The organism is Xanthomonas sp. NCPPB 3200, assembly GCF_056393585.1.
Genome location: NZ_CM150785.1, coordinates 2,552,166 through 2,567,160, shown reverse-complemented (window position 1 = coordinate 2,567,160; position 14,995 = coordinate 2,552,166). Strand labels below are relative to the sequence as shown.

Annotated in this window: 8 protein-coding genes; 3 read left to right on the top strand and 5 right to left on the bottom strand. The window is 66.5% G+C overall.

Annotated elements, in window-relative coordinates; all coding sequences use genetic code 11:
- The first annotated feature begins 25 nt into the window (after window positions 1-25).
- The 3 genes from AC06DU_RS11160 to AC06DU_RS11150 are packed head-to-tail and all read left to right on the top strand — an operon-like array spanning window position 26 to window position 7,745.
- A complete protein-coding gene (locus AC06DU_RS11160; RefSeq protein ID WP_039529911.1) occupies window positions 26-1,159 on the top strand; it encodes an efflux RND transporter periplasmic adaptor subunit in 1,134 nt (377 codons plus the stop codon).
- Entirely contained in the window at window positions 1,156-4,662 is a 3,507-nt protein-coding gene (locus tag AC06DU_RS11155; RefSeq protein WP_478202447.1) for an efflux RND transporter permease subunit, read from the top strand. The genes AC06DU_RS11160 and AC06DU_RS11155 overlap by 4 nt, the downstream gene beginning before the upstream one ends.
- Entirely contained in the window at window positions 4,659-7,745 is a 3,087-nt protein-coding gene (locus AC06DU_RS11150; protein ID WP_478202446.1) for an efflux RND transporter permease subunit, read from the top strand. The genes AC06DU_RS11155 and AC06DU_RS11150 overlap by 4 nt, the downstream gene beginning before the upstream one ends.
- A 951-nt stretch (window positions 7,746-8,696) precedes the next feature.
- Here the strand turns inward: AC06DU_RS11150 and AC06DU_RS11145 are convergent.
- The 5 genes from AC06DU_RS11145 to zwf all read right to left on the bottom strand — a co-directional run bounded on the left by AC06DU_RS11145 (window position 8,697) and on the right by zwf (window position 14,648).
- Window positions 8,697-9,356, bottom strand: coding sequence for a bifunctional 4-hydroxy-2-oxoglutarate aldolase/2-dehydro-3-deoxy-phosphogluconate aldolase (locus tag AC06DU_RS11145; RefSeq protein ID WP_039815810.1), 660 nt, complete (start codon window positions 9,354-9,356; stop codon window positions 8,697-8,699).
- A 52-nt stretch (window positions 9,357-9,408) separates the two neighbouring features.
- Window positions 9,409-11,325, bottom strand: a complete 1,917-nt coding sequence (gene edd, locus AC06DU_RS11140) for a phosphogluconate dehydratase (RefSeq protein WP_478202445.1) — start codon at window positions 11,323-11,325, stop codon at window positions 9,409-9,411.
- A 172-nt stretch (window positions 11,326-11,497) separates the two neighbouring features.
- Window positions 11,498-12,217 carry a 6-phosphogluconolactonase gene (gene pgl, locus AC06DU_RS11135; RefSeq protein ID WP_478202444.1) on the bottom strand — a complete coding sequence of 240 codons (720 nt, stop codon included), beginning with the start codon at window positions 12,215-12,217 and terminating at the stop codon, window positions 11,498-11,500.
- On the bottom strand, window positions 12,214-13,221 hold the full coding sequence (glk, locus tag AC06DU_RS11130) for a glucokinase (RefSeq protein ID WP_016902597.1): 1,008 nt from the start codon (window positions 13,219-13,221) through the stop codon (window positions 12,214-12,216). Before glk ends, pgl begins: the two co-directional genes overlap by 4 nt.
- On the bottom strand, window positions 13,218-14,648 hold the full coding sequence (gene zwf / locus AC06DU_RS11125) for a glucose-6-phosphate dehydrogenase (RefSeq protein ID WP_065031463.1): 1,431 nt from the start codon (window positions 14,646-14,648) through the stop codon (window positions 13,218-13,220). The genes glk and zwf overlap by 4 nt, the downstream gene beginning before the upstream one ends.
- Window positions 14,649-14,995: the final 347 nt, after the last annotated feature.

The window sequence follows — 14,995 nt, the reverse complement described above, 5'->3', positions numbered from 1 at the left end:
TTCACGCATCCACTAGGACACGACGATGTCGCCACTCTCCTTCCTGCCCGGCCGCAGCGGAACCTGCGCCGCTGCATTGTTGATTACCACGAGCCTGTTGCTGGGCGGCTGCAAGGCGGGAGATGGCGAGGCCAAGGCCGCCGAGGAGAAGAAAACCGTCGATGCGGTGCCGGTGGAAATTGCCAAGGCCGCACGCCGTGCGGTGGCGGCCAGCTATACCGGCACCGCCGCCCTGGAGCCGCGTGCCGAAGCGCAGGTGGTGGCCAAGACCTCCGGCGTTGCATTGGCGGTGATGGTGGAAGAGGGCCAGAAGGTGTCCGCGGGTCAGGCCCTGGTTCGCCTGGATCCGGACCGTGCGCATCTGGCGGTGGCGCAAAGCGAAGCGCAGCTGCGCAAACTGGAGAACAGTTACCGCCGTGCCACCCAGTTGGTGGGGCAACAGCTGGTCAGTGCGGCCGATGTCGACCAGCTCAAGTTCGATGTCGAAAACAGCCGCGCGCAGCATCGCCTGGCATCGCTGGAGCTGTCCTACACCACGGTGCAGGCGCCGATTTCCGGGGTGATCGCCTCGCGCTCGATCAAGACCGGCAACTTCGTGCAGATCAATACGCCGATCTTCCGCATCGTCGACGATTCGCAGCTGGAGGCCACGCTCAACGTGCCCGAGCGCGAGCTGGCCACGCTCAAGTCCGGCCAGCCGGTGACCTTGCTGGCCGATGCCTTGCCCGGTCAGCAGTTCATCGGCAAGGTCGACCGCATTGCGCCGGTGGTGGATTCGGGCAGCGGTACCTTCCGGGTGATCTGTGCGTTCGGCCAGGGCGCCGAAGCGCTGCAGCCAGGCATGTTCGGGCGCATCCGCATCGACTACGACCAGCGCAAGGACGCGTTGGTGATCCCGCGCCTGGCGCTGCTGGACGATGGCGAGCCGGCGGTGTTCGTGGTGCGTAACGGCAAGGCCAGCCGGGTGCCGGTGAAACTCGGTTATGCCGAAGGCCCGTGGCTGGAAGTGCGGCAAGGGCTGAAGGAAGGCGACCAGGTGGTGACCGCCGGCAAGGTGGCACTGCGTGATGGCACTGCGGTGCAGGTCATCGGCCAGCCCGACCGCAAGCCGGTTGCCGCTGCGGCACCGGCAGCCGGCAGCGACGGGAAACGCTCATGAGCGATCACGGCAACCCGCACGCACCCGTGCACGACCCGTATACCCCCTTGCCCGGCGGCGGTCTGGTGGCCTTCGCCACGCGGCGGCGGGTGACCATCGCGATGATCACCGTGACCATGCTGCTGTTCGGGCTGATCGCGTTGCGCAGTCTCAAGGTCAACCTGTTACCGGACCTGAGCTACCCCACGCTGACCGTGCGCACCGAATACACCGGCGCGGCGCCGGCGGAAATCGAAACGCTGGTGACCGAGCCGGTGGAAGAAGCCGTCGGCGTGGTCAAGAACCTGCGCAAGCTCAAGTCGATCTCGCGCACCGGGCAGAGCGACGTGGTGCTGGAGTTCGCCTGGGGCACCAACATGGACCAGGCCAGCCTGGAGGTGCGCGACAAGATGGAAGCCCTGTCGCTGCCGCTGGAAACCAAGCCGCCGGTGCTGCTGCGCTTCAATCCATCCACCGAGCCGATCATGCGGCTGGCGCTGTCGCCCAAACAGGCGCCGGCCTCCGACAACGATGCGATCCGCCAGCTCACCGGGCTGCGTCGCTACGCCGATGAAGATCTGAAAAAGAAACTCGAACCGGTGGCCGGCGTGGCCGCGGTCAAGGTCGGCGGCGGGCTGGAAGACGAGATCCAGGTCGATATCGATCAGCAGAAACTGGCGCAGCTCAACCTGCCGATCGACAACGTGATCACCCGGCTCAAGGAGGAGAACGTCAATATCTCCGGCGGCCGGCTGGAGGAAGGCTCGCAGCGGTATCTGGTGCGCACGGTCAACCAGTTCGTGGATCTGGACGAGATCCGCAACATGCTGGTGACCACGCAAAGCAGCAGCGGCAGCGCCGCGGAAGCGGCGATGCAGCAGATGTATGCGATCGCCGCATCCACCGGGTCGCAGGCGGCGCTGGCCGCGGCGGCCGAAGTGCAGAGCACCTCGTCGGCGTCCAGCAGCAGCATCGCCGGCGGCATGCCGGTGCGATTGAAGGATGTGGCCGAGGTCCGCCAGGGCTACAAGGAACGCGAGGCGATCATCCGCCTGGGCGGCAAGGAAGCGGTGGAGCTGGCGATCTACAAGGAAGGCGATGCCAATACCGTGTCCACCGCCGCAGCGCTGCGCAAGCGGCTGGAGCAGTTGAAGGCGACCGTGCCCGGCGATGTGGAAATCACCACCATCGAGGACCAGTCGCACTTCATCGAGCACGCGATCAGCGACGTCAAGAAGGATGCGGTGATCGGCGGCGTGCTGGCGATCCTGATCATCTTCCTGTTCCTGCGCGATGGCTGGAGCACCTTCGTGATCAGCCTGTCGTTGCCGGTGTCGATCATCACCACGTTCTTCTTCATGGGCCAGTTGGGCCTGAGCCTCAACGTGATGTCGCTGGGCGGGCTGGCACTGGCCACCGGGCTGGTGGTGGACGATTCGATCGTGGTGCTGGAAAGCATCGCCAAGGCGCGCGAACGTGGCCTGAGCGTGCTGGATGCGGCAATCGCCGGCACCCGTGAAGTCAGCATGGCGGTGATGGCGTCCACATTGACCACGATCGCGGTGTTCCTGCCGCTGGTGTTCGTCGAGGGCATCGCCGGGCAGCTGTTCCGCGACCAGGCGCTGACCGTGGCGATCGCGATCGCGATCTCGCTGGTGGTGTCGATGACGCTGATTCCGATGCTGAGTTCGCTCAAGGGCGCGCCGCCGATGGCGTTCCCGGACGAGCCGAGCCACCCGCAGTGGCAGCCGCAGCAGCGCTGGCTCAAGCCGGTGGCTGCCGGCCGGCGCGGGGCCGGCGCGAGCGTGCGCTACGCGTTCTTCGCGGTGGCGTGGGCGGTGGTCAGGCTGTGGCGCGGCATCGCACGGGTGGTATCGCCGGTGATGCGCAAGGCCAGCGACCTGGCGATGGCGCCGTATGGCCGCGCCGAGCGTGGTTATCTGGCGATGCTGCCGGCGGCATTGCGGCGGCCCGGCCTGGTGCTGGGACTGGCGGCCGCTGCGTTCATCGGCACCGTGTTGCTGGTGCCGATGCTGGGTGCGGATTTGATTCCGCAGCTGGCGCAGGACCGCTTCGAAATGACGGTGAAGCTGCCTTCCGGCACGCCGCTGGCGCAGACCGACGCCCTGGTGCGCGAGTTGCAGCTGGCGCACGACAAGGACCCGGGCATCGCCTCGTTGTATGGGGTGAGCGGCAGCGGTACGCGGCTGGACGCCAACCCCACCGAGAGCGGCGAGAACATCGGCAAGCTCACCGTGGTGATGGCCGGCGGCGGCAGCCCGGAAGTGGAAGCGGCGGCCACCAGGCGGCTGCGGAGCAGCATGGTGGACCATCCGGGAGCGCAGGTGGATTTTGCGCGGCCGGCATTGTTCAGTTTTTCCACGCCGCTGGAAGTGGAGCTGCGCGGGCAGGATCTGGGCGAGCTGGAACGTGCCGGGCAGAAACTGGCGGCGATGCTGCGGGCCAATGGCCATTACGCCGACGTCAAGTCGACGGTGGAAGAGGGCTTCCCGGAAATCCAGATCCGTTTCGATCAGGAACGCGCCGCTGCGTTGGGGCTGACCACCCGCCAGATCGCCGATGTCATCGTTAAGAAGGTGCGCGGCGATGTGGCCACGCGCTACAGCTTTCGCGATCGCAAGATCGATGTGCTGGTGCGTGCGCAACACAGCGACCGCGCCAGTGTGGATGCGATCCGGCAGCTGATCGTCAACCCGGGCAGCAGCCGGCCGGTGCGTCTGGCGGCGGTGGCCGAGGTGGTGGCGACGACCGGGCCGAGCGAGATCCATCGCGCCGATCAGACCCGCGTGGCGATCGTCTCGGCCAGCCTGCATGACATGGATCTGGGCGGCGCGGTGCGCGAGGTCGAATCGATGGTGCGCAACGATCCGCTGGCCGCCGGCGTGGGCATGCATATCGGCGGGCAGGGCGAGGAACTGGCGCAATCGGTGAAGTCGCTGTTGTTCGCCTTCGGTCTGGCGATCTTTCTGGTCTATCTGGTGATGGCCTCGCAGTTCGAATCGCTGCTGCATCCGTTCGTCATCCTGTTCACCATTCCGCTGGCGATGGTCGGCGCGGTGCTGGCCTTGCTGATGACGGGCAAGCCGGTGTCGGTGGTGGTGTTCATCGGCTTGATCCTGCTGGTGGGGCTGGTGACCAAGAACGCGATCATCCTGATCGACAAGGTCAACCAGCTGCGCGAGGAGGGCGTGCCCAAGCGCGAGGCCTTGATCGAAGGCGCGCGTTCGCGCTTGCGGCCGATCGTGATGACCACGCTGTGCACCTTGTTCGGCTTCCTGCCGTTGGCGGTGGCGATGGGCGAGGGCGCCGAGGTGCGCGCGCCGATGGCGATCACCGTGATCGGTGGGTTGCTGGTGTCCACGCTGCTGACCCTGCTGGTGATCCCGGTGGTGTACGACCTGCTGGACCGTCGCGCCGATGCGTACTACCTGGAGCGTGGCCGGCGCACGGCCGGCCAACGTGCGCAGGCGACCGGTAACTCCGACGGGCTGGAGGCGCTATGAGCGTTGCCGCCTTCAGCATCCGTCGGCCGGTCACCACCATCATGTGCTTCGTCTCGCTGGTGGTGGTGGGGCTGATTGCCGCGTTCCGGCTGCCGCTGGAGGCGCTGCCGGATATTTCCGCACCGTTCCTGTTCGTGCAACTGCCGTACACCGGTTCCACCCCGGACGAGGTGGAACGCAACCTGGTGCGGCCGGCCGAAGAGGCGCTGGCGACGATGACCGGCATCAAGCGCATGCGCTCGACCGCCACCGCCGACGGCGCCAACATCTTCATCGAGTTCTCCGACTGGGACCGCGACATCGCCATCGCCGCATCGGATGCGCGCGAGCGGCTGGATGCCATCCGCGACGATTTTCCGGAAGATCTGCAGCGCTTCCACATCTACAAATGGTCCAGCAGCGACGAGCCGGTGCTGAAGGTGCGCCTGGCCAGCCAGACCGACCTGACCGGCGCGTACGACATGCTCGACCGCGAGTTCAAGCGGCGCATCGAACGGATTCCCGGCGTGGCCAAGGTGGAGATCTCCGGCGCACCGCCGAACGAAGTGGAGATCGCCATCGCGCCGGACCGGCTCACCGCGCACGACCTCAGCCTCAATGATTTGAGCGAGCGCCTGGGCAAGCTCAATTTTTCGGTGTCGGCAGGGCAGATCGACGACAACGGCCAGCGCATTCGGGTACAGCCAATCGGCGAATTGCGCGACCTGCAGGAACTGCGCGACCTGGTGCTCAATGCCAAGGGACTGCGGCTGGCCGATATCGCGCAGGTGCGGTTGAAGCCGACGCGGATGAATTACGGCCGTCGCCTGGACGGGCGCCCGGCGATCGGGCTGGACATCTACAAGGAGCGCAGCGCCAACCTGGTGGATGTGTCCAAGGCGGCGTTGAAGGAAGTCGAGGACATCCGCGCCGAACCTGCGATGCGCGATGTGCAGATCAAGGTGATCGACAACCAGGGCAAGGCGGTGACTTCGTCGCTGGCGGAACTGGCCGAAGCCGGCGCGGTGGGCCTGTTGTTGTCGATCACGGTGCTGTTCTTCTTCCTGCGCCACTGGCCATCGACGCTGATGGTGACGCTGGCGATTCCGATCTGCTTTGCGATCACGCTGGGCTTCATGTACTTCGTCGGCGTCACGCTCAACATCCTGACCATGATGGGCCTGCTGCTGGCGGTCGGCATGCTGGTCGACAACGCGGTGGTGGTGGTGGAAAGCATCTACCAGGAACGCGAGCGCATGCCCGGTCAACCGCAGCTGGCGGCCCTGCTCGGCACGCGCAGCGTGGCGATCGCGCTCAGCGCCGGCACCTTGTGCCATTGCATCGTGTTCGTGCCCAACCTGTTCGGCGAGACCAACAACATCAGCATCTTCATGGCGCAGATCGCGATCACCATTTCGGTCTCGCTGCTGGCCTCGTGGCTGGTGGCGATCAGCCTGATTCCGATGTTGTCGGCGCGCATGAAGACACCACCGATGGTGAGCTCCGAGCGCGGCGTGATTGCGCGGCTGCAGCGCCGTTATGCAAAGGTGCTGGCATGGACGCTGGCCCATCGCGGCTGGAGCGTGGCCGGCATCGTGTTGGTCAGTGCGATCAGCCTGGTGCCGATGAAGTTGACCAAGGTCGACATGTTCGGCGGCGATGGCGGCAACGAGGCTTTCATCCAGTATCAGTGGAAAGGCTCGTACACGCATGAGCAGATGGGTGAGGAAGTGGGGCGGGTCGAGCGTTACCTGCAAGCCAATCGCGACAAGTACCACATCACCCAGATCTATTCGTGGTTCAGCGAAGCGGAAGGCGGCAGCACCACCGTGACTTTCGACGCGGGCAAGGTCAAGGAGCTGCCGGCGTTGCTGGAACAGATCCGCAAGACCTTGCCGCGCTCGGCACGTGCGGACTACAGCATCGGCAATCAGGGCGATGGCGGCAGCGGCAATCAAGGCGTGCAGGTGCAGTTGGTCGGCGATTCGACCCAGGCCTTGCAGGCCCTGGCCGACGATGTGATGCCGCTGCTGGCGCAGCGCAAGGAATTGCGCGACGTGCACGTGGACACCGGCGACCGCACCAGCGAGTTGGCGATCCGGGTCGACCGCGAGCGTGCGGCGGCCTTCGGGTTCAGTGCCGAGCAGGTGGCAAGTTTCGTCGGTCTGGCGTTGCGTGGCACGCCGTTGCGCGAGTTCCGCCGCGGCGACAACGAGGTGCCGGTGTGGGTGCGCTTTGCCGGCGCCGAACAGAGCAAGCCGGAAGACCTGGCCAGCTTCACGGTGCGTACCAAGGATGGCCGCAGCGTGCCGTTGCTCAGTCTGGTCGATGTGCAGATTCGCCCGGCCGCCACCCAGATCGGCCGCACCAATCGCCAGACCACGCTGACCATCAAGGCCAATCTGGCCAGCAAGGTCACCGTGCCGGAAGCACGCGCGGCAATGGAAAAGCCGCTCAAGGCGATGAGTTTCCCCGCCGGCTACAGCTATACCTTCGACGGCGGCGATTACCAGGACGACGGCGAAGCGATGGGCCAGATGGTGTTCAACCTGGTGATCGCGCTGGTGATGATCTACGTGGTGATGGCGGCGGTGTTCGAATCGCTGCTGTTTCCTGCAGCGATCATGAGCGGTGTGGTGTTTTCGATCTTTGGGGTGTTCTGGCTGTTCTGGATCACCGGTACCTCGTTCGGGATCATGTCCTTCATCGGCATCCTGGTGTTGATGGGCGTGGTGGTGAACAACGGCATCGTGATGATCGAGCACATCAACAACCTGCGCCGCCGCGGTATGGGCCGCACCCAGGCCTTGATCGAAGGCTCACGCGAGCGCTTGCGACCGATCATGATGACGATGGGCACCGCCATCCTGGCGATGGTGCCGATCTCGCTGACCAGCACCACGATGTTCAGCGACGGCCCGCCGTACTTCCCGATGGCCCGCGCGATCGCCGGCGGGCTGGCGTTCTCGACGGTGGTGAGCCTGCTGTTCCTGCCGACGATCTACGCAATTCTCGATGACATGAGCAACGGCGCAGCCGCGCTGGTACGACGTGCGCGCGGCGTGCCGAAGACGCCGCCGACAAGCGTTGCGCTGGAATCGTGAGCCGCCAACCCTGCTGAAGTTTTCCCGGCGTAAGGCATTCACCAGCGCACTGAGGCCCTGAGTGGCAAGGCGCAAAGGCCCTCTCCCGGTGGGGCGAGGCGGCACGGCTTGCGCGCCATGGGCGCGCGTTGGAGCGCCCGCGCCGCAAGCGTGGGCCGGGCGCGGGGCGCGGGGCGCGGGGTTGGGGTGAGAGGGTACGGGTTGTCTGGGTACTGCTCAGTACACGGCTGCCATTCGCTGGCTTCGGTGAGGGCGACAGCGCATCCGTGGACTGGCTCCTCGGCTCGGTCAGACATCCTGTCTGACTCGCCGCCGCGGCACATCCCTGTGCCGCTCTCCGCCAATCCCCGGCCACGCTGCCGCTTCGGCGAGTCGTTTCCGCGACGTTGAGCGACGAAAAACGGCAGCCGATTCAGTGGTCGATTTTTGGTGCGTGCCAATCATCCGCCACGTTCGCTGCACGTCCTCTGGACCTTCGACTTCGTAGCTCCCAGACAAACCGCCCAGATGCCAACTACTCAGAAGTGCACGGTTTCCACCGCTCTCAATCCGCTGCCTTCAAGAGGGATGCGAAGAGGCCCCTGCCTCATTAGGCGGGGCAACGACCAAAGCTAGGTCGGGCATGCCATGCGGCACTGGCTGCTCTCCGTTCCGCCAACACAGGAACATTCGAGAGTGGTCCGCGGGCGCCGGAGCAGGACCTTACACGACATGGGGCGTGTAAGAGCCCCCATGGGTGGGTTCACGGCGTGTCCTGCCCCGGCGCCCGCGGGCCGCTCTGCGCGCAAAATCAAGGCGTCAACCAACCACGCTTTTCTCAACCGAAATCAAAGCGCCAGCAAACCGGGCTTTACTCATTCAAAACCAAAGCGCCAACTGATCAGCTGTCCTCAGCTATCCAGCGTTCCCGGCAACCTGGGTTCCAAGCTGCTGGATACGCCGGCCAGAGAATCAGCCCGCGCGCACCTGCCGCACGATCGCCGCCGCCTTGGCCGAGCTCTCCTTGACCTTGTCCCACTGGCCCTGCGCCAGCCAGTCCTTGGGCACCATCCACGAGCCGCCGATGCACAGCACATTCGGCTGCGACAGGAACTCGGCCGCGTTGGCCTCGCTGATGCCACCGGTGGGGCAGAGCTTGAGTTCGGACAGCGGGCCGGCTAGGCCCTTGAGCATCTGCAAGCCGCCCACGGCAGTGGCCGGGAACAGCTTGCACACGCGGAAGCCCAGGCCCATCAGGGTCAGCAGCTCGGTCGGCGTGGCCGCGCCGGGCACGGCGGGGATCGGCGCATCGGCGAGCAAGCGCGCCAGCGGCGCCGGCGTGCCGGGGGTGACCAGGAAGTCGGCACCGGCATCCACCGACTGACGCAGTTGCAGCTCGCTCAGCACGGTGCCGGCGCCGATCACGATGTTGGGCAGCTCGCGCTTGAGCATGGCCAGCGCTTCGATCGCAATCGGGGTGCGCAGGGTCAGTTCGATCGCGGGCAGGCCGCCTTCGAGCAGCGCATCGGCCACGCGGCGCGCCTGGTCCAGCGTGTCCACGGTGACCACCGGCAGGATGCCGGCATCGCGCAGCAGCTGTTCGGCGGTGTTCTGGGTCTGGGCAATCGTCATTGCAACTCCGTTAGACGGCGACCGCGAGGCGGTCGCGCAGAGGGAAGGGGAATCAGGCGTCCTTGGACTCGTGCGGTGCGGCGGCGGCCGCTGCATCGGCACCCAGTTCATACTCGGCGTCGTAGCTCCACAGCGCACCGTCCGGACGGGTCGGGCCGCAGGAAATCGAGATGGCGCCCTGGTCGGCCGGGCCAACCACCTGGCGGTTGATCGCGAACAGGTTGCGCCCCAGGTCGTTGCCCGCCACCGAGGTGTTGGGTGCGACCTCGCGCGATGCCCATTCTTCGGCCGAGACCAGCACTTCCAGCGTGCCGGCTTCTCCGTCCAGGCGCACGATGTCGCCTTCGCGCACACGCCCGATCGGCCCGCCGCGTGCGGCTTCGGGCGTCATGTGGATCGCCGCCGGGAACTTGCCCGACGCACCGGACAGACGGCCGTCGGTGACCAAGGCCACGCGCCGGCCCTGGTTCTGCAGCAAACCCAGCAACGGCGCCATCGAATGCAGTTCCGGCATGCCGTTGGCACGCGGGCCCTGGTAACGCAGCACCACCACGAAATCGTGCGGCAGCACGCCGGCGGCGTGCAGCTTGTTGAGCACCTGCGGCGTGTCGATCACCACTGCCGGCGCTTCGATCGTGCGGTGCTGCGGCTTGACTGCCGACAACTTGATCAGCGAGCGGCCCAGGTTGCCGCGCAGCAGGCGCAGGCCGCCCTGCGATTCGAATGCGGCGCTGACCGGCCGCGCCACGCTGTCGTCGGCGGTGGTCGCAGTGCCGGGCACGTAGACGACCTCGCCGTCCTGCAGGCGCGGCTCGTTGGCATAGGCGCGCATGCCGCCTTCGACCACGGTGGGCAGGTCGTCGTGCATCAGCCCCGCGTCCATCAGCTCGCGGAACACGAAGGCAGTGCCGCCCGCGGCCTGGAAGCGGTTCACGTCGGCTTCGCCGTTGGGGTAGATGCGGGTCAGCAGCGGCACGGTCTGCGAGATCAGATCCATGTCGTCCCAGGTCAGCACGATGCCGGCCGCACGCGCCACCGCAATCCAGTGGATGGTGTGATTGGTCGAACCACCGGTGGCCATCAGCGCGACCACGGCATTGACGATGGCACGCTCGTCGATCAGGCGACCGAACGGACGGAAGTCCTGGCCCAGCGCAGAAATTGCCAGCGCACGCGCGGTGCCCTCACGGGTCAGCGCATCGCGCAACTGCAGCTCCGGGTTGACGAACGAGGCACCGGGCAGCTGCACGCCCATCGCCTCGAGCAACACCTGGTTGGAGTTGGCGGTGCCGTAGAAGGTGCAGGTGCCGGGCGAGTGATACGAGGACGACTCGGCTTCCAGCAGTTCGGCGCGGGTGGCTTCGCCGGCGGCGTAGCGCTCGCGCACTTCGGCCTTCTGCTTGTTCGGAATGCCGGGCGTCATCGGGCCGGCCGGCATGAACAGCGCCGGCAGATGCCCGAACGCCAGCGCGCCGATCAGCAGGCCTGGCACGATCTTGTCGCACACGCCCAGGTACACCACGCTGTCGAACATGTCGTGGCTGAGGCCGATCGCCGCGGCCTGGGCGATATTGTCGCGCGAGAACAGCGACAGCTCCATGCCGGCGCGGCCCTGGGTCACGCCGTCGCACATCGCCGGCACGCCGCCGGCCACCTGCGCGGTGGCACCGAGCGTACGCGCGGTGTCGCGGATCAGTTGCGGGTAATGCTCGAACGGCTGATGTGCCGACAGCATGTCGTTGTAGGCGGTGATGATGCCCAGGTTGGGCGTGGCCGCACCGCGCAGGCGCGACTTGTCGGTCGGTTCGGACGCGGCGAAACCATGCGCCAGGTTGCCGCAGCTCAAACGGCTACGGAACGGACCCTCGCGCAGGGCGGCATCGAGACCGGCCAGATACGCCGCCCGCGACGGCGCGCTGCGCTTGCGGATACGGTCGGTGACAGCTTGGATGTTCGGATGCAGGCTCATTGGCTACCGGCTATGAGAAACGGGGGGGAAGAAAGTAAGCACGCTCTTCTTGATACCCGCACATGGATGTGCGGGCTGTTGCGAAGGATTCGCACAAAATCGGCTGTTGCGAAGGACTCGCACGTTTGAATCCCCGCACATGGATGTGCGGGCTCTTGCGAGGGACTCGCACTCACGCACACCAATGAACCCGCAATTTCGGGCCCGGCGGCTGCAGCGCCACGCGGATCGGATACTCGCTGACATCGTCACCGGCCAATGCAGCCTGCAGCACGTCCAGCTTCTGCTTGCCGCGCAACAGCAGCAGGCGGGTCGGGATGGCGGCCAGTCCGGCCGGTGTCAGCGTGATCCGCAGCGGCCACTGATTCGAGCCGGGGCAGCCGGTGGCATCCAGCGACGCGTAGGGCTGCGGGCTGGACAGTGCCTTGCTCAGGTCGGTCGAGCCCGGAAACAGCGAGGCGGTGTGTCCGTCGCCGCCCATGCCCAGCACCGCCAGGCACGCAGGCTCGGCGTGCCTGGCCTGCAGGTTCGCGGTGTGCACGCACTCGGGCAACTGCTTGCCCGGGCGCACCAGCGGGATGAAGGTTGCCGCCGATGCGTGAGTCAGAAAGCTGTGATTGACCAGCCAGGCGTTGCTGTCCTGATCCTGCGGCGAGAGCCAGCGCTCATCGACCAGGCCCACTTCCACCCGCGACCAGTCCAGCGGGCGGTGGGCGAGCGATTCGTACACCGGCGCCGGGGTGGTGCCGCCTGACAGCAGCATGCGTGCCTGGCCGCGGCGCGAAATCTCCTGTTCCAGCAGGTCGGCCATTTCGCTGGCCACCGCCTCGGTCCATTCGGCCGGGTCTTCGTAACGCACCAGTGTGATGCGCGTATTGTCCTGCAGGTTCATCGCTGCTCCCCTGGATGCTGACGCTGCGCATCCACCGCATAGGCGGCGGCGCCGAGCAGGCCGGCATGCGGGTGCATGACCGCCAGCGACGGCACCCGCGACATGATCGCGGAGAAGCGTCCCTTGTGTTCGAAGCGCTGGCGGAAGCCGGAATGCTGCAGCGAATCCAGCACCTTGGGCACCAGCCCGCCGGTGAGGAATACGCCGTCCCAGGCGCCCTGCATCAACACCATATCGCCGGCGATCGCACCGAAGATGGCGCAGAACAGATCGATGGTGCGCGACGAGCGCGGGTCGCCCGCCGCCGCACGCGCGGTGATGTCCTTGGGCTGCAGCGGGCCCGGGTCGACCCCGGCGATCTCGCTGAGCGCGCGATGGATGTTGACCAGGCCCGGGCCGCAGATCAGGCGCTCGTTGGAGACCCGGCCGAACTGCTCGGAAAGGATCTCCAGAATGCGGATCTCCTCCGGCGTGCCGGGCGGAAAGCTGACGTGGCCACCTTCGGTTTCCAGCGGAAAGCAACGCCCGTTGCGGATGATCAGCCCACCCACGCCCAGCCCGGTGCCCGGGCCGATCACGCCGTAGTTGCGCGGCTGATCGATCGGCGCCGGCCGCCAGCTGGCGCCGCCGACCTGCACCACGTCCTGCGGGCGCAGCAGGCTGATCGCCATGGCCTGCGCGGCGAAGTCGTTGATCAGGTGCAGGGTGCTGAAGCCCAGCATCGCCGCGGTGCGCGAGCGCGAGATCACCCACGGATGGTTGGTGATGCGCGCCTCGTCGCCGTCCACGCGGCCGGCCACGGCGAACACGCCCTGGGTGGCCTGCACGCCGATCTGGTCGAGGTAATAGCGCGCGGCTTCGCCGAGCGAACCGAAATCGACCACCGCAAATTCGCGCGAGGTGTCATCCAGCAGCGGCACCGAGGCGTCGACGTCGGCCAGCGCGAAGCGCGCATTGGTTCCGCCGATATCGGCAACCAGCACCGGCTTGGAAGGAGCGGTCATGCGCTGTGTCCCTGTGCGTCGGTGGCCGGGGGCAGGAAGGGCGCCGCGGCATCGGGGCCCCAACTGCCGGCCGGGTAGGGCTGCAGCGGCAGTTGCGCGTCTTTCCACGCATCGCTGACGCTGTCGATCCACGACCAAGCGGCCTTGACCTCGTCGTCGCGCACGAACAGCGCCGGGTTACCGTTGAAGGCATCCACAAACAGGCGCTCGTAGGCGATGCGGCGGTGCAGGCCGGTCGGCACCGACAGTTCCAGCTCCAGCGGCTGCAGTTCGATCGCGCCCCATTCCGGGCCGGCCAGGCTGCTCATCAGGCCGAGCTCGATGTTTTCCTGCGGCTGCAGCTGGAAGGTCAGGCGGTTGGGCACCGCGTTCTGCCGGTCCGGGCGCTCGAACAGCCAATGCGTCACCGGCTTGAGCGTGACCACGATACGGGTGGAACGCTCGGCCAGACGCTTGCCGGTGCACAGGTGGAACGGCACCCCGGCCCAGCGCCAGTTGTCGATATGCGCGGTCACCGCGACGAAGGTTTCCACGTCGCTGCCTTCCGGCGGGTGATAGGCCTGCGCCGGCTGGCCGTTGATGCTGCCGGCGGTGTAGCGGCCACGCACGCTGTCGTGGGCGGCATGCTCGGCGGTCATCGGGCGCAGCGCGCGCAGCACCTTGACCTTCTCGTCGCGGATGCGATCGGCTTCGAGCGAGGCCGGCGGCTCCATCGCCACCAGGCACAACAACTGCAGGATGTGACTCTGCACCATGTCGCGCAGCGCGCCGGAGCGTGCGTAGTAGGCGTCGCGCCCGTCCACGCCTTCGCTTTCGGCCACCAGGATCTGCACCGACTCGATGTAGGTGCGGTTCCACACCGCTTCCAGCAACGTATTGCCGAAGCGCAGCGCGATCAGGTTCTGCACCGCCGCCTTGCCCAGGTAATGGTCCAGGCGGAACACGCGGTCTTCGTCGATCAGCGCGCCGATCGACTGCAGGATCTCGCGGGCGCTGTCCGAGTCGTGGCCGATCGGCTTTTCCAGCATCAGCCGGTGCGGCGCGGCCAGCGCGCCGCCCAGGGCCAGGCCCTGGCAGGTGCTGATGTACAGGCCCGGCGGAATCGCCAGGTAGCTCACGCACTGGCGGCTGGCCAGCTCGCGTACGGCATTGGCCACCGACTCGGCATCGCGCAGATCCACCGAGCGATAGTCGACCCGCTGCAGTAGCGTTTCGATCTGCTCGGGCGTGGCGATCGGCAGCGCGGCAGCCAGGCGCGGGCGCAGGACCTCGCGGAACGCCTCGGTGTCGTGCGGCGACAATGCCAGCGCACGGATACGGAAGTCCTCCGGCAGCAGGCCATCGACGAACAATCGCAGTAGGGACGGGAAGAGATAGCGCTGGGCGAGATCGCCGGTGGCGCCGAACAGGATCAGGGTGTTGTGCATGGACCGAATTTCAGATTCTGGAGACATCGTGATCAGCAGCTGGTCGGAAAGGCGCCGGACAGCCGGCGGTCGGTATGTCTGTTCCTGAGCGACACTGGCGTGCGCGCAGCGGGGGATGGACGCGGACGCCCAATCCCCGATTGTTGCAGCAAGTGGCCGTCAGCGGTTAGCGCCGCGGCGGTTGACCTGCACATGCGTGGCCGAATGGCGGGCCTCGCAAGGTAGGCTGCACCGCTTGAGGTAGCGGCTTGGGTCGGTGGCGGCATGGTCCCTCCCGAGATCGATGTTGCCATGTGAAAACGATTACATGTCAGAATAAACCAATGCATTCGTTTGCAGGGGATTTC

Coding starts and splice junctions, on each gene's coding strand:
- AC06DU_RS11160 (WP_039529911.1), top strand. CDS start 26: ATGTCGCCACTCTCCTTCCTGCCCGGCCGCAGCGGAACCTGCGCCGCT.
- AC06DU_RS11155 (WP_478202447.1), top strand. CDS start 1,156: ATGAGCGATCACGGCAACCCGCACGCACCCGTGCACGACCCGTATACC.
- AC06DU_RS11150 (WP_478202446.1), top strand. CDS start 4,659: ATGAGCGTTGCCGCCTTCAGCATCCGTCGGCCGGTCACCACCATCATG.
- AC06DU_RS11145 (WP_039815810.1), bottom strand. CDS start 9,356: ATGACGATTGCCCAGACCCAGAACACCGCCGAACAGCTGCTGCGCGAT.
- edd (WP_478202445.1), bottom strand. CDS start 11,325: ATGAGCCTGCATCCGAACATCCAAGCTGTCACCGACCGTATCCGCAAG.
- pgl (WP_478202444.1), bottom strand. CDS start 12,217: ATGAACCTGCAGGACAATACGCGCATCACACTGGTGCGTTACGAAGAC.
- glk (WP_016902597.1), bottom strand. CDS start 13,221: ATGACCGCTCCTTCCAAGCCGGTGCTGGTTGCCGATATCGGCGGAACC.
- zwf (WP_065031463.1), bottom strand. CDS start 14,648: ATGCACAACACCCTGATCCTGTTCGGCGCCACCGGCGATCTCGCCCAG.